Raw genomic sequence first — 21,706 nt, forward strand, 5'->3', positions numbered from 1 at the left:
AGGTGCCGCGTGTCAACAAAAGAACTGGACGCACCGCAGGCCTTCCCGGGAATCGCCGTACCGACGACCGCCACGCCCCGGAAACGCTGGCGCTCGGTGGCCCGCCGGGTACTCATGGGGCTGTTGCTGGCGGTGACCGTGGTCTTCATCGGGCTCGCGCTGCGGGGTCAGGACTGGTCCACGGTGGCCGGCACGCTCCGCGGTCAGCGGCCCGGCTTCGTCCTGACGATGACGGCGCTGGCCGTCCTGGCCAACGCCGCCGGTCTGGTCGCCACGATGGTCTCCTGGCGGGCCATGCTCGCCGGCGTCGGCGAGCGGGTTCCCGCCGTGGACGCGGCCCGGATCTTCTACTTCGGACAGCTGGTCAAGTACGTGCCCGGCAAGGTGATGGGTTTCCTGGTCAGCGTCGAGATGGGCAGGGCCATCGGCGTACCTGCGGGTCGAATGAGCGCGGCCTGGCTGCTGGCCCTGGTGGTGAGCCTGCTGACCGGCGCCACCGTGGGGCTGGCCGCCGGGCCGGAGGTCTTCGGCGCGTCGTCCGGCTGGCTCCTGTTGGCCGTCCTGCCGGTGGCCGCGGTCCTGGTCCGCCCCGGTCTGGTGGGCGGGGCCGCGACCCTGCTCGGCCGGCTGCGCCGCCGACCCGAGCCGTCGACGGCGATCTGCGGCACCGGCATCCGTCAGGCGGTCGTCGCCCAACTGCTGGCGTGGGTGATCGGGGGCGCCCACCTGTGGATCCTCGCCGTGGCGATGGGGGCGCCGCCGCTGCGCGCGCTGCCGCTCTGCCTCGGCGCGTTCGGCCTCGGCGCGGTCGCCGGGGTGATCGCCGTGTTCGCCCCCGACGGCATCGGCGTCCGGGAGGTGGTGGTGACGGCCGCGCTCAGTGTCATCCTGCCGATTCCGGTGGCCGGGGTGGTGGCGCTGGTCAGCCGGGTGGTGGTGACGCTGAGTGAACTCGCCACCGCGGGGGTCGGCCTGCTGGTGACCGCGGCCCTCATCCGGCGACGCCCGGCGGCGGTTCCCGCCCTGCCCTCGGTGGCGGGGACTACCGGTCCGGAACACACGAATGTCGGGCCACCGGCTCCCAAGAAATCGCCAAGAATATGGTCACAGGCGAACCGCTAACGTGCTCAGAGGTTAGGTAATCGGCCGTAGTGATACCTCAGAGAATGCGGTACCCATGCCGGACAGGAAATACGATCTGACGCTAGCGGCCACCCACTACGAGCCGTACGTCAGTGGCTTCACGCAGACCGCACGCAGCATCGCCGAAGGAATGGCCAATCGGGGTTGGCGGGTCGCCGTCGTCACCGCCCAGCACGACCCCGACCTACCGCTGCGGGACACCGTCGGCGGGGTGGACATCTACCGTTCCCCGGTGTTGATGCGGGCGAGCCGGGCGTTCGTCGCCCCTCGCTACCCGCTCCTGGCCGGTCAGCTGGCGCGCAGTTCGTCGCTGCTGCACCTCAACCTGCCGATGCCGGAGGCGGCCCTGCTGATGCCGCTGGCCCGCCGCGTACCGGTGGTGAGCATGCTGCACAGCGACCCGCACCTGCCGGCGGGGTGGTCGGGCCGGGCCTTCGCGCGGGCCTCGGACGTCGCCTCCCGAGCGGCCATCCGCCGCTCCGCCGCCGTGGTGGCGAGCAGCCACGACCAGGCACACGCCTCGCGGTTCTGGCCGATCATCCGCAACCGAAACTTCACCCCGATCACGCCGCCGTGCCTGGACCGGCGGGGCGGGGAGCCCCGATACCGGGAGACCGGCGGCCTGCACGTCGGTTTCCTGGGCCGGATCGTGGCCGACAAGGGCGTCGGTTACCTGGTCCGGGCGTTCCAGCGGATCGTCGACCCCGATGCCCGGCTGTTGATCGCGGGCAACTACCACGAGGTGGCCGGTGGCGATCTCACGGCGGTGCAGTCCGAGATCGACCCGGACAGTCGAGTACGGATCCTCGGCGAGTTGCGCGGCCGGGAGGTCAACGACTTCTACGCCTCGGTCGACGTGTTCGCGCTGCCGGCGGTCGCCAGTTCGTTCGGCACCGTACTCGCCGAGGCGATGATGAGCGGCATTCCGTCGGTGACCACCGATCTTCCCGGCAACCGGTACCCCGTGGCGGCGACCGGCTTCGGCCGGGTGGTTCCGCCCCGGGACCCCCGGGCGCTGGAGCGGGCCATCTCCGAACTGGCGGCGGTGCCGCGGCATTGGAAGGAGCAGAAGGCGCGGGCGGCACGGGCGCGTTTCTCCGTGGCGGCGTCGCTGGACGCGTACGAGGTTCTCTTCACCACGCTTCGCGGACGCACCGCGGCACGGCAACACCGATGAGACACAAGGAAGGTTGGAGCCCGATGAATGAGCAGCCACTCGTCTCCGTGATCATCCCGAACTACAACTACGCCAGCACCATCGGCGAGTGCATCAGAGCGGCGAAGAACCAGACGTACCCGGCCGTCGAGGTGATCGTGGCCGACGACGCGAGCACGGACGACTCGGTGGCGATCGCCAGGGCGCTCGACGTCACGGTGCTGCAGGTGCCGGTCAACAGCGGCGTCTCCACGGCGCGGAACCTGGGTGCCCGGCACGCCAAGGGTGAGGTGCTCTTCTTCGTGGACTCCGACGTCGCGCTCGACCCCGACGCGGTCGAGCGGGCGGTCGACCACCTGCGGGAAGAGCCCCGACTCGGCGCGATCTGCGGGATGTACCGGGCCGAGCCGATGTTTCCCGACAGCCTGGTCAAGCGCTACCGCGCCATCCAGCAGTACGTCTGGTTCTGCGAGGTCGAGGGCGCTATCCCGGGTCTGCACTCGGCGCTCTTCGCGATCAAGAAGGAGACGTTCCTGGAGATCGGTGAGTTCAACGACCGGCTCCGCTGGACCGAGGAACAGGACTACGGCTTCCGGCTCAACGCCCGGTACGAGGTCAAAGCCGTACCCACCATCCGGGGACGGCACGACCACGACGGCACGCTACGGGTGATGCTGACCAAGGTGTTCAACCGTACCCGGCTCGGCGCGCCGAACTGGCTGCGGCTGAACAAGCTCCCGGGTGGCGCCGGCACCGGATACCGGGCGCTGGGCAGTGCCTTCCTGCTCGCGGCGGTGATCGCGCTGGCCTCGTCGGTGGTCCTCGGCCCCTGGGCTCTCCTCGCCACCGCGGTGCTGACCGGGATCGGCATCGGGCTCGACAAGCGCACCTACGGCTACGCCTATCGTCACCACGGGATCCTTTTTGGACTACAATTCACGGTGCTTCACCTATTGGTGACGCTCACCTCGGCGGCGGCTGCCAGCGTCGGCATTCTGCAGGGATTGCTGTTCCCACGGATGACGCAGCGGCTCTACCGCGTCGAGAACCCCGCCTGACCCGCGCCAGCAGTAGCGGTGCCCGACCGGAAAGTTGAACATGACTCTTTCTGATCAGCCTGACGACCTGGGTTTCGGGATCGACAGCACAGCGACCGAGGTGCTCGCCGGCATCGACCTCTCCGGTAGATTCGCCATCGTCACCGGCGGATACTCCGGCCTGGGCCTCGCAACCACCCGCGCCCTGGCCGCCGCCGGCGCCCGGGTCCTCGTTCCGGCCCGCCGTACGGACGTCGCGCGGGAGGCGGTCGCGGGGATCGCCGGCGTGGAGGTCGACGAACTCGACCTCGCCGACCTCGACAGCGTCCGGAACTTCGCCGACCGCGTCCTCGAATCGGGTCGCCCCATCGACATCCTGGTCAACAACGCGGGCATCATGGCCACCCCGCTGACCCGGGTGGGCGAGGGCTGGGAGGCCCAGTTCGCGACCAACCACCTCGGTCACTACGCCCTGGTCAACCGGCTCTGGCCGGCGCTCACCGCGGACGGCGGCGCGCGCGTCGTCGTCGTCGCCTCGGGCGCCGGGGAGACGCCGCGGATCAACTGGGACGACGTGCACTTCGAGAGCGGCTACGACAAGTGGGCCGCCTACAGCCAGTCGAAGTCGGCCAACATCCTCTTCGCCGCCGAACTCGACCGGCTGGGCCGGGCAGCCGGGGTACGGGCCTTCTCGGTGAACCCCGGCTACATCCTCACCCCGTTGCAGCGGCACCTCTCCAAGGAGGAGATGGTCGGTGCCGGCTGGATCGACGAGAACGGCACCGCCCTGCTGCCCGAGTTCCGGGCACCCGAGCAGGGTGCCGCGACCCAGGTCTGGGCCGCGACGTCACCGCGACTGACGGAGGCCGGCGGCGGCTACTGTCAGGCGTGCACGGTGGCCAAGACCTTCGACGGCCCCGCCGACCGCGAGGCGGCCGAGCGGCTCTGGGCGCTCTCGGCCGAACTGACCGGCGTCGACGCGTTCGGCAAGTCCGAGTAGTCGGAGCGGCGGGCCGGTTGCCAGCCCGCCCGACGTGACACCCGGGGTGGGGGGGGGGGCCGCGCGCCCCCCCCCCCCCCCCCCCCTACCCACTCGACCCGACTGTTCACGAGACTCGATCGAGACCGTGCCCTCCGACGGCCAGGATCCGTACACCCCGCTCGGCGTGACGCGTTAATCGTCGGTTGTTCCAGCACGACCGACCGATGACATCCGCAGCAGCGTCCTGCCCGATCAGCGGTTCGTCGCACCGGGCCGGGGTCGAGTCAGCTGGCGGCGTCGAGCAGGGACTGGACAGCGGCCTGGACCCGGGCGGCACAGCGCCGCACGTACGCCTCGTCGGCGGCGGCGTCGGCGCCGTAGCGGTCGAAGTACAGCGGCGGGCCGACGACGATGGTGATGCGCGCCGGAAGCGGCAGATAGGGCACGGCCGGGAGGAAGGTCAGGCCCCACGGCACGCTGAGCAGGAGGGGCCAGCGGGCCAACCGCAGCCACCGTCGGGTGCCCAGCAGGCGGGCCACCGCCGCGCCGTCGTAAAGGACCATCGCCGTGTTGTGCGCTCCGGCGGCGGCGACCGGGACGATCGGCACGCCGCACGCCACGGCGAGCCGGGCATAGCCGACACGCCCCTCGAAGACCACCGTGCCTCGTTGGGTCCAGCGGCGGGCACCGTCGGCGTCGCCGCCCGGGTACACCAGCACCTTGTCGCCGCGGGCGAGCAGGGCCGCAGCGGTCGCCGCGTCAGCGGGGACGGCACCCAGCGGCCGGAGCCAGCGCCCGAGCAGGGTCAGGCCGAGGTCGTGGGTGAGCACCCAGGGTGTGTCGGTCAGCCCTCCGCTCCCGTGGACGGCGGCCCCGAACAGGTAGGTGTCGCCGGTGTAGAAGCCACCGTTGTGGTTGCCGACGAACAGTGCCGGGCCGGTGGGGATCCGGTCCAGTCCGACGACCCGCGCGCGGTGGTAGGGCACGAGGAAACGCCGCACCAGGCGTGCCGCGCGGGCGATGGCGGTCGGGTCGCGCCGCAGCGTCACGAGGTGCGGGCGGCGGCACGCAGCGCGGCCAGCAGCGGCCGGGTCAGTCGCCGGGTGGTGGGGGTCAGCAGTCGCCGCTGCAAATGTTCACCGACCGCGTCGACGGCGGCCAGCGCGTACGTCGGGTAGGGGTGCACCGTGCGGTACAGCTCGGTCAGCCGGCCGCGGCGGGCGATCAGGGCGGCCAGTTCGCCGATCACCTCGCCGGCGGCCGGAGCGACCACGGTGGCACCGACCAGCCGTCCCGTCGGATCAGCGACCAACGTCGCCCACCCGTCCGTACGCCCGGCTGCCACCGCCCGGTCCACCTCGGCCAGGTCGAGGCGGGCTACCGTCGCGCGGTCGCCCCACCGGTGGCGGGCCTGGGCCGCGCGCAGGCCGACCCGGGCGACCTCCGGATCGGTGAAGATCACATACGGCATCGGCAGGTAACGCACGTGACGGGGCAGCCAGAACAGCGCGTTGAGCGTCGCCGTGCCGGCCTGGTGGGCGGCGACATGGGTGAACGGCAGCACTCCGGTGACGTCGCCGGCGGCGTACACCCCGGCAGCGGTGGTCCGCATCCGGCTGTCCACCCGGATCGCGCCCCGGTCGGTCAGGGAAACGCCGGCCTCGCCCAGACCCAACCCGGCGGTACGCGGCCGCCGCCCGCCCGCGACGAGGAAGCGGTCGACCTCAACCTCACCCGGCCGCGCCCCGACCAGCCGTGCCTGCCCCGGGCCTCCGGCTCCGACCTGACTGACCTCGGTGCCGGTCCGCACGTCGACGCCCTCGTCCCGCAGCCGATCGGCGATCAGCTCGCCGACCTCCGGGTCCTCCCGCGCCAGCAGGCGCGGCGCCCGTTCCACCAGGGTCACCTCGCTACCGAGGCGGGCGAAGGCCTGCCCCAGCTCGCAGCCGACCGGCCCGCCGCCCAGCACCAGCAGGCGGGGTGGCAGCGTCGTCAGGCTCCAGACGGTGTCACTGGTCAGCGGGTCGGCCTCGGCCAGCCCGGGCACCGGCGGTAGTTCCGGCTCCGAGCCGACCGCCACCAGGGCACAGCGCGCCGTCAGCTCCCGCCCGTCGGAGGCGAGCCGCACCCGGCGGGGACCGACGAAGGTCGCCTGGTCGGAGATCACCCGGGCGCCGGCGGCACGGACCCGTTCCGGCGCGTCGTGCGGCTCGATCGCCCGCTGGGCGGCTCGCACGTGCGCCATCACGTTCGCCAGATCGATCGCCGGCTCCACCGGCGCCAGGCCGACCCGGTCGGCGCGGCGCATCCGGTGGGCCAGGTCGGCTGCCTCGATCAGAGCCTTGCTCGGGACGCATCCGGTCCAGAGGCACTCGCCGCCGGTGCGGTCCCGCTCGACCAGGGCCACCCGGGCACCCAGCCCTCCAGCGATGACCGCCGAGACCAGGCCCGCGGTGCCACCTCCCAGGACCAGAAGATCAAGGTCGGTCACGGGCACCTCGTCGTCGGTATCGGTCGCTGCTCATCTTCCGTCATGCCCCGACGCTATCCGCGAAGCGCGCGTACCCGCACCGCCTGTCGGACATGTCAGCGATCGGTAAGGGACCGGCGGCCCGGTCGGTCAGCCGGGTCTCGTACCCGACACGACGTGGACGTGTCCGCCGCGCAGCACCTCGTGCCCGACGTCGGTGAAGTCGGCCTCAGCGACGCCCATGGATGCCGGTGCGGGTCGGAGCCACCGGCCAAGCAGGCCAGGCGGGCGGCCGGGGACAGCACCCGCCACCGGCCCGTCGGCAAGGTGAGATCGACCACCGTCGCCCGTCGCGGCCCGTGGGGTTGACCGGCTGGGAGGCGAACGCGCTGCGCAACGCGCTGCGGATGAGCGTGACCGCCTTCGCCGAACACCTGGGCGCGGCCCGGCGGACGGTGGCCAAATGGAGCAGCCAGGGCGACGAGGTCCTTCCGCGCGCCGACATGCAGGCTGCGCTGGACACCGTGCTGGCCCGAGCCACACCCGACGCGCGGGAACGCTTCGAGGCCCTGCTGGCGACGGGCACCAGCGGTGCAACCGCGGGCACCACGCTGCCAAATGGCGGCGTGGATACGGACACTGGCGGTGACGGACAAGGCGACTCGGGTTCGATGGTGACGTGCGCCGAAGAGATCTGCTACGCGGGGCGACAATCAGCGCCGCCGCTTCGCCCAGCGTCGCGTCCCTACTCGACGCGCTCGTCTCGCCACGCCATTCGAACGCAACGCTGCTGCCTGCACTCGAACCCGCCAGGACCGGTGCTCAGGGCGCACAGAGAAGGCAGGTCGCCTACACCCAGTGGGGGCGCTACGACCACGGCCTGACCGCGCTGCGCACCGCGTATGAGGTGGCACCCGAGGAGATCCGCTGCCGCCCAGCCGTCCAACGCATCGCCGCTGACCTGGCGCTCCTTGCCAAGGGTTCCGCCCGCACCGCCGTCGTCGACTTCGCGCGAAGGGCTGGGATCCGGCTGTGAGCGGCGGCCACCTGCAGATCGTCGTCTGCGCCCGGCCTACCCGGGCCAGTTGGCCAGGTAGTCGTCAAACGGAACATCGTCAGGCCGCTGGCCGCCGATCTCGACGTAACCGTCGAGGTCCCGGTCGTACGGTGGGCCGACCAGGATCGGCAGCTCGTGCGTGGCGTGGCGGGCTAGAAACCGCCACGCCGCCCGGTTGAGCACCGGCTGCCGGGAGTTGGCCGGAGCCTCCGCACCACCACGGTGGAAGAACAACACCCGACCGCCGGTATCGCGCACCGCCTGCCCCAGGCAGAGCCGCTCCCGACAGCGGAAACACGCCAGGTAGCCGACCTTCGACACATCCCAGCCGCTATCCGGGTAGTCGGCGAAATCATCCTCTGGCCAATCGGCAAGGTAGTCATCGAAGTCGATGTCACCAGGCTCGTCGCCGCCGATCTTGGTCGGCGGCCCAGGCGGCTCCCACATCTCGTCGTACTCCAACTGAGAGTCGTAGATCACCTGCAACTGGTGGCCGACATGCTCAGCGAAGATCTTCCACAACGCCCCCGACATCTCCCGCGACTGACTGTGGTTGGGCGCGTTCGGGTGCGCGTAGGCGAAGTAGATGATGTCGTCCCACGAGTTGCGGACCGGCTTGCCGAGAAAGAGGCGGACTCGCCGGCAGAGGCAGAACAGGCTGGCGTCTATCCCCACAGGTCGTCCCCCCGTTCAGCCCGGCACGCCCATGCCACGCGCGCCTGGCATCCACAAGCCCAGCGGCCTTCCGTCCGGAGACCGGAACGCCACCCACATGTTCTGGTAGGCGGCCAGCCGTGCATCGGAGCGGTTGCCCCAGAAGCGTTTCATCATGCCCTCTACCGCCGCCGCGTCGACACCGGGCGCTACTTGAACCAGCAGCTCTCCGTCGTATTGCATGTTGGGAGCCGCATCGCTGAGCCGGCCCGGAAACTGATTCGGTTTGCCGGCGAATGTCTTGATCTGGCGCCCCAGCACCAGCTTGCCCGACGCGTCGTAGAACAACACGTCGTTCCCCTGGACGTTGTCCCCGGCCACCTTCGGCGTCGTCCCGACCGGCCCGTAAAGGGCAAGCTCGGCGTTCTTTCGCGTCAGTGCCGGGCCGGCCTGCTTGGAGTGCTCGGCGACCAGGGAGTCGATCGCCGCCTGCAGGTCGGCACCGGAGAGGGCGAGTACTCCTCCGCAGCCGCCACACGCCGCATACGCACGTCGGGTATTGCGGGCAAGCACCTCGACGGGATTGACCGGCGCGGCCTCGGGCTCAACCGAGGCGGCCACCTCGCTGGCCGCCGGCGCGGCGGTCGCTGCCGATGGGCTCTGTCCGGCTGGCGGTTGTGTGCCGCCATCCGTGCCGCAACCGGCCAGCACAACCGACAACACCACCGCAAGAAACGCACTCGCCCCCGTGCGCGATGACATGTGGACCTCCCCCGTCGCCACGAGCCTAGCCAACATCCATCGAGACGATCACGCGGTGGCCGCCTCGCGATTACGTCGTCAGCCCTCGGCGACCACTGCCGCGCCCAGGCGAGGGCGAATACATGAGCGTGCGGGACTACTGCGGCGCGTCTGGCCGTCATGAATGGGAGTGGTGAGCGACGACCCAGTCGGCGAACCCCGCGCGAACGTCGTCCAGACCGATCGGCGCCGTCATGCCCCACCGCGGCCGGGCGGCGTTGAGCTTGCCGGCCATCGACCGGATCATGTCATCCTCCGGATACGGATACGGTCCGCCCGCGACGAATAGTTGCGCGTACCGGACGGCATCCACAATGGATGATTTGATCCGCTCGTGGCCGAGATATCCGTCGAGATCCGGCTTCCACCGGGCCAGATGCTCGGCCGGCATCACAGCCTGCCAATGGTCGAGCAAAACCATCTCCTCGGCAGGCAGATACGCCATTTTGTGAAGGTGGACAGCGAGGTCGTAGACCGGATCGCCCCACAGGGCAAGCTCCCAGTCCAGGAACACACTGGTGCCGTCGTCGACTATGATGTTCTTGCGGTGCACGTCGGCGTGGACGCAGACGAACGGCCGGGAAGTGAGCGTGGGCCACATTCGGTCGAGCGCAGCAAGCGGGTCGTCCGGGATGCCGAACCTGTCGAATAGCGGCCGGTACTCGTTAACGAATGTGTCGTAGATCCGCTGGGTGACCTGGGTGAGACGGCGGCCGAAGCCGGCGCTGTCGCCGTCGGCTGGCCAGTCGTCGGGGATAGGCGGCAGCTTGTCTCCGGGAACGTCGACGAGCTGCCGGAACAGCCTCGCCACGTCATCCGGGACGTGCGGGGGGCAGGCGGTGCCGCGCGGTGCGATGTCGTTGAGCACGTCTCCGGCGATGAACTGGTGAATCTGGAACGCCGGCTCCTCGCTGAGGAACAGCAGCCGCGGCGCCTGGATCACGTACGGCGCGATAGCCGGCAGCACGTCCTCCTCGCGCCACAGCCGCAGGTCCATGACGTCTGCACCGTGGATGGGGATCCGGACGATGACCGGTCCCGACTCGACCTCGACGCGGATGTTGTGGTTGTAGTAGCCGGCGGCGGCATCCACCTGGGACCGGGCCCGGTCGTAGATCCCCGTCCACGTCATGGCTGTTCCTCCAGGAGCGCCGCCACCAGTTGCCTGCCACGTTCCTCTAACGCGGCGAGGGAGTCCAGCGCATCGATCTGGTCGCGGGCCACCGCAGCCGCGTCTGTAACCCGCTGGTCGCGTTCGCCGAGGGCCTCGAGGAACTGCCCAGCCAAAACGATCAGGTTCGGGTAGACCTCCGCCTCGATCAGCTCGGCAACGGCCCACCGCGCGGCGTCCACAGCGTCGGCACGGCGGCCCCGCCTGACGTTAAGAAAGGCTCGGTACAGCTCCGCCCGAGCACGGCCCGAGCGGTATCCCGCTTTGTCCAAGGCGTCGGCGGCGGCTCGAAACGAGCCGGCCGACTCGTCGTACCGGCCGAGCCGGAGTTGTGCGATGGCCAGCGCCGTGAAGGCCTTGCCGATCTCGTGCTGGGCGCCCATGGTGCGCTGCACCTCGATCGCGGCCATGGCGGCAGGCACCGCGTCCGCCGGGTTGGTCCAGGCCAGCAACTCGGCGCGGTTGGTCTTGAGATTTGCCAGCCCCACCACCGTGTCCGCCCGTCGGTACAACTCGTAGGCGCGATTCCACTGTTGCTCCGAGGCCGGGAAGTCGAGGGCGAACCGGTGCCCGAGGTGCAGCAGCCGGGCCACGTCTCCGCGCAGCACCGCATCGTCCTCAGAGCAACCGGCGAGGATCTGCTCGGACATGGCGAACGCATCCCGGAATCGGCCCTGCCACATCTCGATGTCCGCGAGAAAGACGCCCGCTCGATGCCGTACCGGTCCCGGGTGGTTATCCCACACCTTGGCGAACAACCGACGGGCCGCCTCGGTGGCACCGCCGATCCGGCGTCCGTGGGCGGCGGCGAGCGCCAGCCGGGCACCCACCACCTCATTCACCGGCCAGTCGAGCATCGACGTGAGCGTCGTAGCGGCCGGCGCGTCACCCAGCACGACGGCCTCCTCGGCCTCCATGCATCGCAGTGTGGTGGCCAACTCGAGCACGTCCCCGGCCTCACCAACGAACTCCTGGAGATCACGCCGCACCCCGTCCACCGCCTGCTTACCACCACAGTTCAGCGCCTGGTCGGCGTACTCCAGCAGTCCCGCGCCGTCGATATCCCCGGCGTGCAGCGCGGAGTAGGCGGTCTCCCGGATAGCCCTAGCCCTGGTCGCCACCCCGTCCTCGGTGCGTGCTGCCTGGCCGGACCGGTCCGCCCAGATGCCGCGAAGGATCCGGTGTACGTCGCGGGCTGTGGCCGACGATACGTGCGTGCTCAAGGCGGACCGCATGAGTTGATGCAGCCGATGACCGTGCTGGCCGGCCGGATAGACGAACGAGTACGCCGTGAGTGACTCCCAGGCCGGACGGTGCCGAGGCAGGTCGAACGCATCGGCGAGTGCCTGGAAGATCTCGAAGTCGAAGATCCGGGGAATGCTCAACAATTCCAGGGTGCGAATCTCCTGGCCGCCCACGTGTTGCAGGAAGCGCTGGATGATCTCCTCGGGGGAGACAGCGCGTCCCGGATCGCCGGTGGCGGTCCAGGTGTCGATAGCCAGATGGAGATAGAACGGAAGGCCGGCACTTGCCCGGGCGATCGCGTCCCGCTCCGCCGCATCGGCGATGCCGCTCTCGGTAAGCAGCTCCAACCGGGCATTCATCGGCAGCCCATCGACCCGGCACTGGCGGGTCACCGCGGCCCAGCTCGGATCGTACGCGTGCCAGCCCAGCGGCTCGCGGCCGGCTACCACCACGAGGCCCCGGTCGAGCTGCGCCACGAGGTCACGCAGCCAGACGTCGAGCATCGATGCGCGGCCAGCCCGGACCGAAGCCGACACCAGTGCCTCGTACGCGTCGACGAAGATGACGTACGGTCGTTCGGCGCTCGCCTCCCGTAGGTCCTCGGCGAACACAAAGGTGACGGCGTCGGCCAGGTCGACGTTGGAAAGGTCGTCGAGTGAGCGCAAGGTGTCGTCGATCCGGATTCGACGCCGACGGCGAACACCTGTCGTTGCCCGCTCCGCCAACTTCACGAGGCCGATAGCCGTGCCGAACACCGGAATCCCGGACACGTCATCGAGGATCTGGGTGAGGGCCTCGCTCTCCTCGATGAACGGCAGCTCCTTGGCCGTGAGCCGCAGATGTGGGTGCAGCCGCTGCCAGTACACGGCGTAGCCGATGTCGAAACGGTCGAACCGCACGCCCTGCCTGCCCAGCTCGACCCTCAGCACGGCGAGGGCGTCCTCTTGCTGACGCATGGCGGGCACCTGGAGATCGAGAGTGGCCGTGCGGCGACCCTCACCGGCCCGGTCGCGCAACTCGCGCAGCAGCCTTGACTTGCCGATGCCTCCCACCCCGACGACATTGAGCACGCGAATGCCCGCGCCGACCTTCACCAGCTCCTCGGCGTACGCCTCCAGGATGGACTCCCGATTGACAAACCGTCGGCGCAGCGCGGCCACTCGGCGAAACCTCGGCTCCAGCGGCATCCCGCAGTCCCTTCAGGGTCATGCGCTACGTGGTCGCGTGACGACCGATGCACCGTGACTCTACCGACAGGGGGCAACACGCTCATCGATCCGCTGCCTGCCACCCTCCGGACAGTTCAACGTTAAGTCGCGCTTTCCCTTCACTGGAGGAACTCCGGGATCGGCTCCCCAAACACCACAATCGCGCTACAGATCTTGCAGCTGGCGCCAGTTCATCTCGGCGACGTCGACGCCGTAGTGCTTGGCGGCGGCGGGGATGTTCTGGAAGGCCAGGTCGCGGTCCTCGTCGGTGACGCCCTGCACCTGGTCGAAGCGGGCGACGGCATTGCGCACGTGGCTCGCGTCGGTCATCGGCTGCTTGCGCTTGCCGGGGAACGCGAAGACGGTCTCCGGCAAGCTCGCGCTTGTCCTCGTCCGTCAGGCCGCCGTGCTTCTCGTGGGGCTTCAAGGGCCGACTTCATCACCCGTCATCACCCACTCGTCGCCCGGTGTCACCTCGTCGCGCAGGCATCAGGCCGGACGACGTACGCTTCTTAAGGAAGGCTTAGAAAGCTGTCGCCGCTGACCGGCGAGCGCCTACGATACGGCGGCCGTGACCGTCCGGGTCCGCCTTCTTTCTGTTCGTTGTTCGTTGGGAGTGACCCTGTCGCACGAAGGCCCGTCGCCGTCCCGCCATCGCCGCCCGAGATGGTTCGTCCGTAACAAGCTCGGCGTGACCGCAGGCACCGCCGTCGCGTTCGTCCTCGCGGCCGGGGGCGTGTACCTGGGCACCAGCGCAACGCAGCCCGAGCCGTCGAACGCAGCCAACGCCCTCGGATACCCGTCGCCGTCGGCCGGGCAGGCCGAGTCGACCGGACCGGCACCGTCGGCAACCGCGACGCCCTCGGCCTCCACAGCCCCGTCGACCAGCACGACGCCATCGACCGCTGCCGCACCGAAGGCCCCCACGACCGGCTGGATTCCGATCGACCCTGCGGCCTGGAAGGCACAGGCCGACGCGTACCGGGCGCTGAAGATCGACCCAGTGCCGGCCGGTGTCGGCGACCTCCCGGAGTTCCGGGCGGACTGCCAGTACAGCCACCGGCTGCCGGACGACCCGATCGTCGCCCCCGGCCTCCCGGGCGCGTCACACATGCACTCGTTCGTCGGCAACAAGGCCGTCGACGCGAACACGGTCGCCAGTGACCTGACGAAGTTCACCGCCACCTCCTGCAAGCCGGTCCAGGACCACTCCGCGTACTGGGTGCCGACCCTCTACGACAACGGGACCGGAAAGCCGGTCGAGACCACGGGCTTCCGGGTCTACTACCGCTCGCTCGCGAAGAATTCGGCCGGCCAGATGCCCATGCCCAACGGTCTGCGCATGATCTCCGGTGACGCCAAGAAGAAGCAGCCGACACCGCGCGGAGCGACCGGTCAGTTCTACTGCGCCTTCTACGGCCCCGGTGACCTCGACGGCATCGCCCGCAGCAGCAACGGCAACTGGCCGATCTGCGGCGGCGACGCGACGCTGCACTTCATGCTGCAGTTCCCCGACTGCTGGGACGGCAAGCACCTGGACAGCCCCAACCACAAGGACCATGTGGCGTACGGCAGCGGCGACTCCTGCCCGAGCAGCCACCCGGTCCGGATACCGGCGATCACCTTCGACATCCAGTACCCGGCGAAGGGCACGCCTGCCGGCTATTACCTCTCCTCTGACAAGGCGGGCAAGAGCGCCTCGTCGATGCATGGCGACGCCCTCGTGATGTGGGACGTCACCGCCATGAACAAGCGCACCAAGAACTGCATCCAGGGCCGCCGGACCTGCGACAACTACGGTTATCAGCGGTAGGGCCGGCAGGGACCTCCGCCCCGCGCTACAACTTTGTCGAGTTCTATCTGAACACGGACGCCGCCCCGGTAGGTGCCAGTGACTATATGGGCGTCTACATGTTCATGGAGACGATCAAGAACTCCAAGAATCGCCTCGACCTCAAGCAGTTGGACTCCGACGACCTGACCCTGCCGAAGATTCAGGGCGGGTACATCTCGAAGTTCGAGTGGATGGCGGCCGAGGAGCCCATCTTGCCGTGCACCGGGCCGGCCGCCACCTGCTGGAACTACCTCGAAGTCGCCGACCCGTCGCCGCTGCAACCGCAGCAACGGGACTGGCTACGCGGTCACATTCAGGAGTTCAACGACGTGCTGCACTCGTGGAACTTCGCCGACCCGATTACCGGATACCGCAAGTACATCGACGTCGACTCCTTCATCGACCTCTCAGCAGCGGTGACCATGGTGGGGCGCCGGGGCCTCCGCGCCCCCAAAACCCGGGGGTCCAACCGGTACGGTGGTTCGACCGTCGGTTGGACCGGCCGGCGTGAGGGAGGGGCCGCGTGGAGTCCAGGGAATCCCACATCGCCGCCGAGCAGGCGTACTTCGACGCGGCGGCGCAGCACCGCGACCGGCGGCGCGACGGCCTCCGGCACCTGCCGTCCGCCGCCGCTCACGCCAGCGCCGCCGCCCACCTGCGCCGGCACGCGGACGCCGTCGAGCGGGCGCTGGGTGCGGCGGACGAGGCGGTGGCGTTCGGTCGGATCGACGACGAGGCGGGCGACATCCGCTACGTCGGGCGGCACCTGATCCGGGACGCCGACGGCGAGGTGCTGGTGGTCAACTGGCACGCGCCGGCCGCCGCCGGCTGGTTCGAGGCCACCCCCGACGACCCCGCGGGGGTACGCCGCAAGCGCGCCTTCACCTGCGTCGGCAACACCATCGAGGACATCACCGACACCATCCTCGCCGAGATCGCCGAGGCGGTGGACGCGCGCTTGCTGGCGGAGCTGACCCGTGGTCGCACCGGCACCATGCGCGACATCGTGGCCACCATTCAGGCCGCCCAGTTCGCGCTGATCCGCGCCCCGCGCGACCAGGTACTGGTGATCGAGGGCGGTCCCGGCACCGGCAAGAGCGCCGTGGCACTGCACCGGGTTTCCTGGCTGCTGTTCCAGCACCGAGACGACATGTCGGCAGCAGACGTGCTGGTGGTCGGACCGCACCCGACCTTCGTGCGCTACATCGGGCAGGTGCTGCCGACCCTCGGCGACGACGGGGTGCAGCTGCGCGACATCGGCCGACTCGCCCCGGACGCGCCACGCGGGCGCACCGAAGGGGACGCGGTCGCCCGGATCAAGGGCGAGGCGCGGATGGCTGGTCTGCTGGCCCGAGCCTTGGACACCCGGGTCGGTGCCCCGGACCCGGCCGAGCGGCTGCTGGTCGGCGGTCGTTTCGTCACCCTGCCCGGTGCCGAGGTGGCCGAGGCGCTCGCCGTGGCACGGGCGGCGGCCCTGCCGTACCGGGGCCGCCATGGGCTGCTGCGCGACCGGCTCACCGCCCTGGTCGCCGCCCGAACCGGGCTGGACCCGGCCCGCTCGGAGGCGGTCGACAATCTCACCGACCGGCTTTGGCCACCGCAGATCCCGACCGGGTTCCTGCGCGACCTGCTGGGCTCCACCGCACGGCTGCGGGCAGCCGCCAGGGAGGAGTTCACCCCGGCGGAGGTGGCCGCGCTGCACCGGCGTGGCGCGGACCGGCTGTCCCGAGAAACCTGGTCAGCGGCGGACCTGCCCCTGCTGGACGAGCTGGCGCACCTGATCGACGGGCCCGGCCGGCGGTACGCGCACGTGGTGGTCGACGAGGCACAGGACCTCTCCCCGATGCAGTTGCGCGCGGTGGCCCGCCGCAGCGCCACCGGGTCGCTGACGGTGGTCGGTGACCTCGCCCAGTCCACCGGCAGCTGGGCGCGCGACTCGTGGGACGAGGTGCTCGCCCACCTGCCGACCGTGCACCCGGCGGGGATCACCGCCCTGCGGTACGGCTACCGCGTACCACGGCAGGCGTACGAGACGGCGGCGCCGCTGCTGCCGGTGGCCGCGCCGGGCGTGACACCGGTGGAGGTGATTCGGGACGGGCCGGCGGACACCGGCGTGCATCGCGTGGGTCTGGCCGAGTTGGCCGGCCGGACGGTCACCGTGGCGCGGGAGCACGCCGACGCCGGCCGGTTCGTCGGCATCGTGTGCCCGCCCCGGCAGCGGCGAGCAGTCGAGGCGGCGCTGGCGGCGAACGGGGTGGCCTGGAGCAGCGCCGACCGGGGCGAGCTGGGCGGTGCGGTCAACCTGATAAGCCCACAGGAGGCCAAGGGCCTGGAGTTCGACGCGGTGGTGGTGGTCGAACCGGTGGAGATCGTGGCCAGTGACGAACGCGGGCACCGGCTGCTGTACGTGGCGCTGACGCGCACGACCGGGCACCTGGACATCGTCTGCACGAGCGACCCGGTGCCGCTGGACGCGCCAGTCCGGCCCCGGCCCGCGATGGCCAACCAGGCGGGCGCGACGTTCACCCGGCGGGAGGCGCACCGGCTGGCCGAACATCTCGCCGGTCAGCTCCGCGGCGCAGCGCCGCCGGCGTTCTGGGCCGACGTGTTGGCCGAACTACGGGCCACCCTGCTGCCGCAGGACGCGGTCAGTTCCGGGCGGCCGACGGACGGCTGATGGCGGCCGAGTCTAGCCGTCGGCCCACCGTCCACTGCAGGATGTTCTGCTCGATGTCGGCCTTCTTGGCCTTGCTGGGCACGGCGATGCCCAGCTCCCTGGCCAGCGCCCGCAGCTTCGTCACGGTGAGCTTCAGGTCGGCGAGGTAGCGGGCGCCGGCCGCCCGGTCGCCGATCGCCGCGAGGTCGGTGCGGACCCGGTCGATGTCCAGGCCGGCCGAAGCCGCCGTTGTCCGCGCGGCGGGCCGGGCCTTGTCGACGACGGCGAGCTTCGCCGTGCCGTCGGCCAGCGCGGCGAGCTGGTCTGCGGACAGCGCGCGGACGAACTCCGCCACCCGCAGGAGTACTGAGTGGGCGAGGTCGGCGGGGTCGGACACCGGTGGTTCTCCTTCTAGGGGCGGGTGCGGGCCAGGAACTCGCTGGCCAGCTGCTGGAGCTCGTACTGCACCTTGTCGTTGGCGTTCGGCACCAGCACGGCGGGCAGGTGCCGTTCACCGGCCGTACCGAACAGGGTCTTGTTCTCCCGGATGGTCTGCCGGAACACCGGGACCTCCAGGTTGTCGGTGAGCCGCATGTAGTTGCGGGACGCGGTGATCGGGCCACCCCCTGCGTACTGGATCATAGTGAACACCACGCCCAGGTACTGCGGGTCGATGGTCGGGCCGGGGGCGGCCACCCGGTTGAAGTCGCGGACCAGCTCGGAGACCTTGCTGCGCAGGTAGTCGATGCCGAGCGTGGACAGGTAGTCGGGCTTCGCCGGGGTCAGGATGTGCTCACTGGCCACGATGGCCGTCCGGGTGACCATTGTGAAGTTGGGCGCGCAGTCGATCAGAATGTCGTCGTATCCGGCGAACTCGTCGGCGGCGAGCGCGTCGGCCAGCGCCCGATGCAGCGGCAGGAAGTGCGGGCTGCCGTGCTGGAACCGCGACCCCCCGAGGGCTGCGGCGAGGTCCAGGTCGACGTCGACGAGCTGCAGGTGGGAGGCGATCAGGTCGAGCCGGCCGCCGTCGGGCAGCAGCGCGTTGACCGGCTCCGGAGTGAGCACGTACGGGTGCAGCGCGCCGGTCGGCTCGTCGGCCAGCACCGAGCCGAACCACTGCAGGACGGTCCTGTCGTACGCCAGGTCGGTCTCCCACTCGGCGGCCGGATAGAACGAGAAGGTGAGGCTGGCCTGCGGATCCAGGTCGATCAACAGCACCGTGCGGCCACGGGCGGCCAGTTCGGCGCCGAGGTTCATAGTGATCGTGGTCTTACCGACCCCGCCCTTGTAGTTGATGACGGACGTGATGCTCATGCCGGTCCCCGCATCGCAACATGGTCGCAGGAACCGGCAGCCCCGGTCGAGGCGAGCACCCTGCGACGTTGTCGTCTCTCGGCAGGGATCCTCGGGGCCGCTCGGGCCCAACCGGTACGTCGGTGGCGCCGCACGTAGCTGCGCACACGGGCGCCGTTGCCGCAGTCGAGCGGATCGCACCAGCGCCCCGTGGGTCCGCATCGTCGCGGCGATCGCCTGCACCGCCGCACTGCGCGCCGTGGCCTGACATCACGGCCCAAGCGCGGGCCCGAGAAACGGTGATCGCCTGCTGCCCACAGAGCACCAGCCGCCGCCGCACCCGAAAAAGGCCCCGATCCAGTGTGAACCAACAGGTCAGGGCCTTGCTGACCCGGAGACCGGGCTGTCGGTGCCGGGCCGCCGGCCAACCGGGATCGCCTGGCAGGAACCAGCGGACGGCTGGCATGCGAGTGGACGGACGGGGCTGCACCTCGACGTCGACCGCCGACCGGCCGAGGACCGACGTCGCTCCGACTTCTCCGAGGTGTACGGCGACTGGGACGCGTAGCGGGAGCAGGCGAGGGCGACCAGTGCGCCGGCCGGAGGCCGGCTCGACAGCGACGTGGCGGCCGCGCTGCGGCCGGTGTTCCTGGAGCCGGTCCGGGACCGGCTGCGCGCCGAGCGGGACCCGGCGGGGCTCGGTGAGCGGGACGCGTTGACGCTGATGACCGCCGAGGGGCCGGGTTTGGAGCAGCTCTGCGCGCTGGCGGACGCACTACGCACCGAGGCTGTCGGCGGCGAGGTGACCGGATCCGCAACATCCAGGCGAGCTGGGTCAAGCTCGGTGTGGACGGCAGCCGCCTCATGCTGTCCGGGGGTGTGAACGACGTGGGCGGCACGCTGATGGACGAGACGATCAGCCGCATGGCGGGCAGCCCGCACGGCTCCGCGAAGAGCGTCGCGCAGTTGCGGGAGATCTGCGCGCCGCTGGGCCGTCCGGTCCGGCAGCGGACCACGCTCTACGGAGAGGTGCCCGCCGAGCGGCGGGCGGCGGCAGGACCGGCGACACTTGAGCGGGCCCTTTTGCCGGTGATCGGGCACCACTGAGCACGGGTACGACGCAGCTCCGGGCGGCGACCGCCCGGAGCTGCGTCGTGACGGCGACTGGTCAGTCGGCGATCAGTGCCACCTTGCCCCGCACGTGGCCGGTCTCGACCTGGCGGTGCGCCTCGGCGGCCTGCCCGAGCGGCACGGTGCTGGCGACCTCGATGACCAGCTTGCCCTCGGAGTACAGGCGGTGCCTGATTGGGTTACCGGTGTTCCGCAGCGGCTCGAACGAGGCAAGCAGATCTCGAAAAATGTCGATGGATGTGCTGGTCGGCTCGCCGCCGTGCCAGACGACACTCACCGGATGGCCACTGTCCTGCTGCTGCTCGATCGACCGCGCACAAGCCGTGGCGACCGGCACGGACATCAGCCGGCGAGACCGCCGGTTGGGCAGGTAGCAGTAGGTGCAGTCCAGGTTGCAGAAGCTGGTGGGCTGTAGGACCAGGGTGTGAAAGCTGCCGGCGATCGCAGGACTTCCCAGTGCGGTGATGACCCCGGTGTCGCGCACGCTCATGTCTCCTCCGGTGTCTGCGGGTCGGCCGTAGGCGGGCGGCGGCTGCGGTGCTGGGTGGGCCAGCCGAGGAATCGGTCGAACACATTGGCGGTGTTACCGGTGTTGTTGGGATGGAGCTGATGCATCTCCAAGAGAGGCGCTCTGTTGCAGCGCTGATCTCTCACAGGCCCGAGACAAGGCCATGCCGACTTGACGATGCAACGCCTCGCACAGATGCGATGGTTACTCGCCGTAACAACGTCCGGGGGAGCGTTGCCGCGTCGTCCTTCGGGAACGGCGATGCACCGAGGGCGAGCCCGTAGGGTCGGTCGCGTGGCCGAGATGCCGACCAAAGCGGATCTGTCCTACATCGCCAGCGTGACGCGGGTCCGCGCGGCGGCCGGTGTGATCCTCCGCGACCAGGCCGGCCGGGTGCTGCTGGTCCACCCGGCCTACAAGGACGTGTGGGAAGTTCCCGGCGGAACCGTGGAGCCGGACGAGTCCCCGGCAGACGCCTGCACCCGCGAGATCCGAGAGGAGCTGGGCCTGTCGATACCCGCAGGTGCGCTGCTGTGCGTCGACTGGGTGCCGGCGAACCCACCGTGGGACGGCGGACTCATGTTCGTCTTCGACGGTGGGGTGCTGACGGCGGACCAGGTCGCGGCGATGCGACTGTGCCCGGACGAGCTCGACCGGTTTGAGTTCGTCGAGCCGGAACGCCTGGGCGCGGTGTTGATCCCTCGCCTGGCTCGGCGGGTTGCTGCGGCGATCGCCGCTACAGATCTTGAATTGTCAGGTTATGTCGGGTTCGAGGGTCAGTCCGGCGTGAGCGAGGAACCCGTCGAGTAGGTCGGTGCGGTACTGGATGCTCTTGAGCCGGTTCTTGATGATCGCGAGGAGGTGGTCGACGCCGGTGACGGCGAGGTTGCCGATGCTGCGTTTGAGGTGGGACCACACTGCCTCGGTCGGGTTCAGGTCCGGGGCGTAGGCCGGTAGCCGGATGACGGTCAGCCAGTCCCGGGCGTCGATCATCTGCCGCATGGCGGCGGAGACGTGGGTGTTCAGGTTGTCCCAGACGCACACGATCGGGCCGTCGAGCTGTTGGTGGGCGGCATCGAGCAGGGCGATGTAGTCGCGTTCGCTGAAGCTGCGGCGCTCGTTCTTGCGGCCGCGATGGGTGATCGTGCGGTAGATCAGTCGGGACCGCTGGCCGGGCCGGTAACAGGTCAGCCCGGCGATCGAGACGCGGCCGGAGCCCTTGCCCGACACCGGGACCACGGGGGTGTGTCCGCGTCGTCCCCAGGTGCGTGCCTTCGGTGGGCGCAGCGTCTGACCGGCCTCGTCTTCGAAGACCAGCCACGCCTGCCGCTGCGCCGCTACCGTTTTCCCGCCGGCCACG

19 protein-coding genes and 3 pseudogenes are annotated in these 21,706 nt (G+C 70.2%); 11 read left to right on the top strand and 11 right to left on the bottom strand.

The window, feature by feature from the left end; all coding sequences use genetic code 11:
• Nucleotides 1-9: 9 nt before the first annotated feature.
• From AC2CHE_RS12540 to AC2CHE_RS12555, 4 genes are read left to right on the top strand one after another with little or no spacing between them, the layout of a single operon-like run.
• Nucleotides 10-1,122 (top strand): lysylphosphatidylglycerol synthase transmembrane domain-containing protein, encoded by a 1,113-nt coding sequence (locus AC2CHE_RS12540; RefSeq protein WP_484505075.1) that lies wholly within the window; start codon nucleotides 10-12, stop codon nucleotides 1,120-1,122.
• Nucleotides 1,123-1,177: 55 nt separating this feature from the next.
• Entirely contained in the window at nucleotides 1,178-2,320 is a 1,143-nt protein-coding gene (locus tag AC2CHE_RS12545; RefSeq protein ID WP_484505076.1) for a glycosyltransferase family 4 protein, read from the top strand.
• Between the two features lie 23 nt (nucleotides 2,321-2,343).
• Nucleotides 2,344-3,357, top strand: a complete 1,014-nt coding sequence (locus tag AC2CHE_RS12550) for a glycosyltransferase family 2 protein (protein ID WP_484505077.1) — start codon at nucleotides 2,344-2,346, stop codon at nucleotides 3,355-3,357.
• Between the two features lie 40 nt (nucleotides 3,358-3,397).
• On the top strand, nucleotides 3,398-4,336 hold the full coding sequence (locus AC2CHE_RS12555; RefSeq protein WP_484505078.1) for an oxidoreductase: 939 nt from the start codon (nucleotides 3,398-3,400) through the stop codon (nucleotides 4,334-4,336).
• Nucleotides 4,337-4,602: 266 nt separating this feature from the next.
• Here the strand turns inward: AC2CHE_RS12555 and AC2CHE_RS12560 are convergent, their stop codons facing one another.
• Together AC2CHE_RS12560 and AC2CHE_RS12565 are read right to left on the bottom strand one after the other, a co-directional pair.
• Nucleotides 4,603-5,367, bottom strand: coding sequence for a 1-acyl-sn-glycerol-3-phosphate acyltransferase (locus AC2CHE_RS12560; RefSeq protein ID WP_484505079.1), 765 nt, complete (start codon nucleotides 5,365-5,367; stop codon nucleotides 4,603-4,605).
• Entirely contained in the window at nucleotides 5,364-6,809 is a 1,446-nt protein-coding gene (locus tag AC2CHE_RS12565; RefSeq protein ID WP_484505097.1) for a dihydrolipoyl dehydrogenase family protein, read from the bottom strand. The genes AC2CHE_RS12560 and AC2CHE_RS12565 overlap by 4 nt, the downstream gene beginning before the upstream one ends.
• A 386-nt stretch (nucleotides 6,810-7,195) precedes the next feature.
• On the opposite strand from AC2CHE_RS12565, the pseudogene AC2CHE_RS12570 reads away from it, so the two are divergent.
• Nucleotides 7,196-7,584, top strand: a pseudogene (locus AC2CHE_RS12570) (hypothetical protein); the annotation flags it as partial.
• Nucleotides 7,585-7,860: 276 nt separating this feature from the next.
• On the opposite strand, the gene AC2CHE_RS12575 reads toward AC2CHE_RS12570, so the two are convergent.
• The 5 genes from AC2CHE_RS12575 to AC2CHE_RS12595 form a co-directional block, all read right to left on the bottom strand.
• Nucleotides 7,861-8,520 carry a hypothetical protein gene (locus AC2CHE_RS12575; RefSeq protein WP_484505080.1) on the bottom strand — a complete coding sequence of 220 codons (660 nt, stop codon included), beginning with the start codon at nucleotides 8,518-8,520 and terminating at the stop codon, nucleotides 7,861-7,863.
• A gap of 15 nt (nucleotides 8,521-8,535) precedes the next feature.
• Nucleotides 8,536-9,261 carry a hypothetical protein gene (locus AC2CHE_RS12580; RefSeq protein ID WP_484505081.1) on the bottom strand — a complete coding sequence of 242 codons (726 nt, stop codon included), beginning with the start codon at nucleotides 9,259-9,261 and terminating at the stop codon, nucleotides 8,536-8,538.
• 157 nt (nucleotides 9,262-9,418) lie between these two features.
• Nucleotides 9,419-10,432 (bottom strand): phosphotransferase family protein, encoded by a 1,014-nt coding sequence (locus AC2CHE_RS12585; RefSeq protein WP_484505082.1) that lies wholly within the window; start codon nucleotides 10,430-10,432, stop codon nucleotides 9,419-9,421.
• Nucleotides 10,429-12,903, bottom strand: a complete 2,475-nt coding sequence (locus tag AC2CHE_RS12590; protein WP_484505083.1) for a hypothetical protein — start codon at nucleotides 12,901-12,903, stop codon at nucleotides 10,429-10,431. Before AC2CHE_RS12590 ends, AC2CHE_RS12585 begins: the two co-directional genes overlap by 4 nt.
• A 186-nt stretch (nucleotides 12,904-13,089) precedes the next feature.
• Complete coding sequence (locus AC2CHE_RS12595; RefSeq protein ID WP_484505084.1) at nucleotides 13,090-13,299, bottom strand: DUF6582 domain-containing protein; 210 nt, start codon at nucleotides 13,297-13,299, stop codon at nucleotides 13,090-13,092.
• Nucleotides 13,300-13,615: 316 nt separating this feature from the next.
• Between AC2CHE_RS12595 and AC2CHE_RS12600 the strand changes: the two genes are divergently transcribed.
• The 3 genes and pseudogenes from AC2CHE_RS12600 to AC2CHE_RS12610 all read left to right on the top strand — a co-directional run bounded on the left by AC2CHE_RS12600 (nucleotide 13,616) and on the right by AC2CHE_RS12610 (nucleotide 17,435).
• Entirely contained in the window at nucleotides 13,616-14,737 is a 1,122-nt protein-coding gene (locus tag AC2CHE_RS12600) for a DUF1996 domain-containing protein (protein ID WP_484505085.1), read from the top strand.
• Nucleotides 14,653-15,177 (top strand): annotated as a pseudogene (locus AC2CHE_RS12605) (CotH kinase family protein); the annotation flags it as partial. The gene AC2CHE_RS12600 and the pseudogene AC2CHE_RS12605, both read left to right, overlap by 85 nt.
• Before the next feature lie 104 nt (nucleotides 15,178-15,281).
• Complete coding sequence (locus tag AC2CHE_RS12610; protein WP_484505086.1) at nucleotides 15,282-17,435, top strand: HelD family protein; 2,154 nt, start codon at nucleotides 15,282-15,284, stop codon at nucleotides 17,433-17,435.
• On the opposite strand, the gene AC2CHE_RS12615 is transcribed toward AC2CHE_RS12610, so the two are convergent.
• Nucleotides 17,407-17,811 carry a hypothetical protein gene (locus AC2CHE_RS12615; RefSeq protein WP_484505087.1) on the bottom strand — a complete coding sequence of 135 codons (405 nt, stop codon included), beginning with the start codon at nucleotides 17,809-17,811 and terminating at the stop codon, nucleotides 17,407-17,409. The genes AC2CHE_RS12610 and AC2CHE_RS12615 overlap by 29 nt on opposite strands.
• Before the next feature lie 14 nt (nucleotides 17,812-17,825).
• Nucleotides 17,826-18,728, bottom strand: coding sequence for a ParA family protein (locus AC2CHE_RS12620; protein ID WP_484505088.1), 903 nt, complete (start codon nucleotides 18,726-18,728; stop codon nucleotides 17,826-17,828).
• A 601-nt stretch (nucleotides 18,729-19,329) separates the two neighbouring features.
• Between AC2CHE_RS12620 and AC2CHE_RS12625 the strand changes: the two genes are divergently transcribed.
• Nucleotides 19,330-19,590 carry a hypothetical protein gene (locus AC2CHE_RS12625; RefSeq protein ID WP_484505089.1) on the top strand — a complete coding sequence of 87 codons (261 nt, stop codon included), beginning with the start codon at nucleotides 19,330-19,332 and terminating at the stop codon, nucleotides 19,588-19,590.
• Nucleotides 19,515-19,814, top strand: a pseudogene (fbiC, locus tag AC2CHE_RS12630) (7,8-didemethyl-8-hydroxy-5-deazariboflavin synthase); the annotation flags it as partial. The gene AC2CHE_RS12625 and the pseudogene fbiC, both read left to right, overlap by 76 nt.
• A 61-nt stretch (nucleotides 19,815-19,875) precedes the next feature.
• Here fbiC and AC2CHE_RS12635 read toward each other — a convergent pair.
• Entirely contained in the window at nucleotides 19,876-20,322 is a 447-nt protein-coding gene (locus tag AC2CHE_RS12635) for a zinc-binding dehydrogenase (RefSeq protein WP_484505098.1), read from the bottom strand.
• Nucleotides 20,323-20,649: 327 nt separating this feature from the next.
• Between AC2CHE_RS12635 and AC2CHE_RS12640 the strand changes: the two genes are divergently transcribed.
• Entirely contained in the window at nucleotides 20,650-21,156 is a 507-nt protein-coding gene (locus AC2CHE_RS12640) for an NUDIX domain-containing protein (protein ID WP_484505099.1), read from the top strand.
• On the opposite strand, the gene AC2CHE_RS12645 is transcribed toward AC2CHE_RS12640, so the two are convergent.
• Nucleotides 21,100-21,706 (bottom strand): transposase (locus tag AC2CHE_RS12645; protein ID WP_484505090.1); only part of this gene is annotated, 607 nt, incomplete at its 5' end. The genes AC2CHE_RS12640 and AC2CHE_RS12645 overlap by 57 nt on opposite strands.

The sequence above is a fragment of the Micromonospora sp. ATLC16 genome, assembly GCF_057196645.1.

Coding starts and splice junctions, on each gene's coding strand:
- AC2CHE_RS12545 (WP_484505076.1), top strand. CDS start 1,178: ATGCCGGACAGGAAATACGATCTGACGCTAGCGGCCACCCACTACGAG.
- AC2CHE_RS12555 (WP_484505078.1), top strand. CDS start 3,398: ATGACTCTTTCTGATCAGCCTGACGACCTGGGTTTCGGGATCGACAGC.
- AC2CHE_RS12620 (WP_484505088.1), bottom strand. CDS start 18,728: ATGAGCATCACGTCCGTCATCAACTACAAGGGCGGGGTCGGTAAGACC.
- AC2CHE_RS12590 (WP_484505083.1), bottom strand. CDS start 12,903: ATGCCGCTGGAGCCGAGGTTTCGCCGAGTGGCCGCGCTGCGCCGACGG.
- AC2CHE_RS12640 (WP_484505099.1), top strand. CDS start 20,650: ATGCCGACCAAAGCGGATCTGTCCTACATCGCCAGCGTGACGCGGGTC.
- AC2CHE_RS12550 (WP_484505077.1), top strand. CDS start 2,344: ATGAATGAGCAGCCACTCGTCTCCGTGATCATCCCGAACTACAACTAC.
- AC2CHE_RS12585 (WP_484505082.1), bottom strand. CDS start 10,432: ATGACGTGGACGGGGATCTACGACCGGGCCCGGTCCCAGGTGGATGCC.
- AC2CHE_RS12580 (WP_484505081.1), bottom strand. CDS start 9,261: ATGTCATCGCGCACGGGGGCGAGTGCGTTTCTTGCGGTGGTGTTGTCG.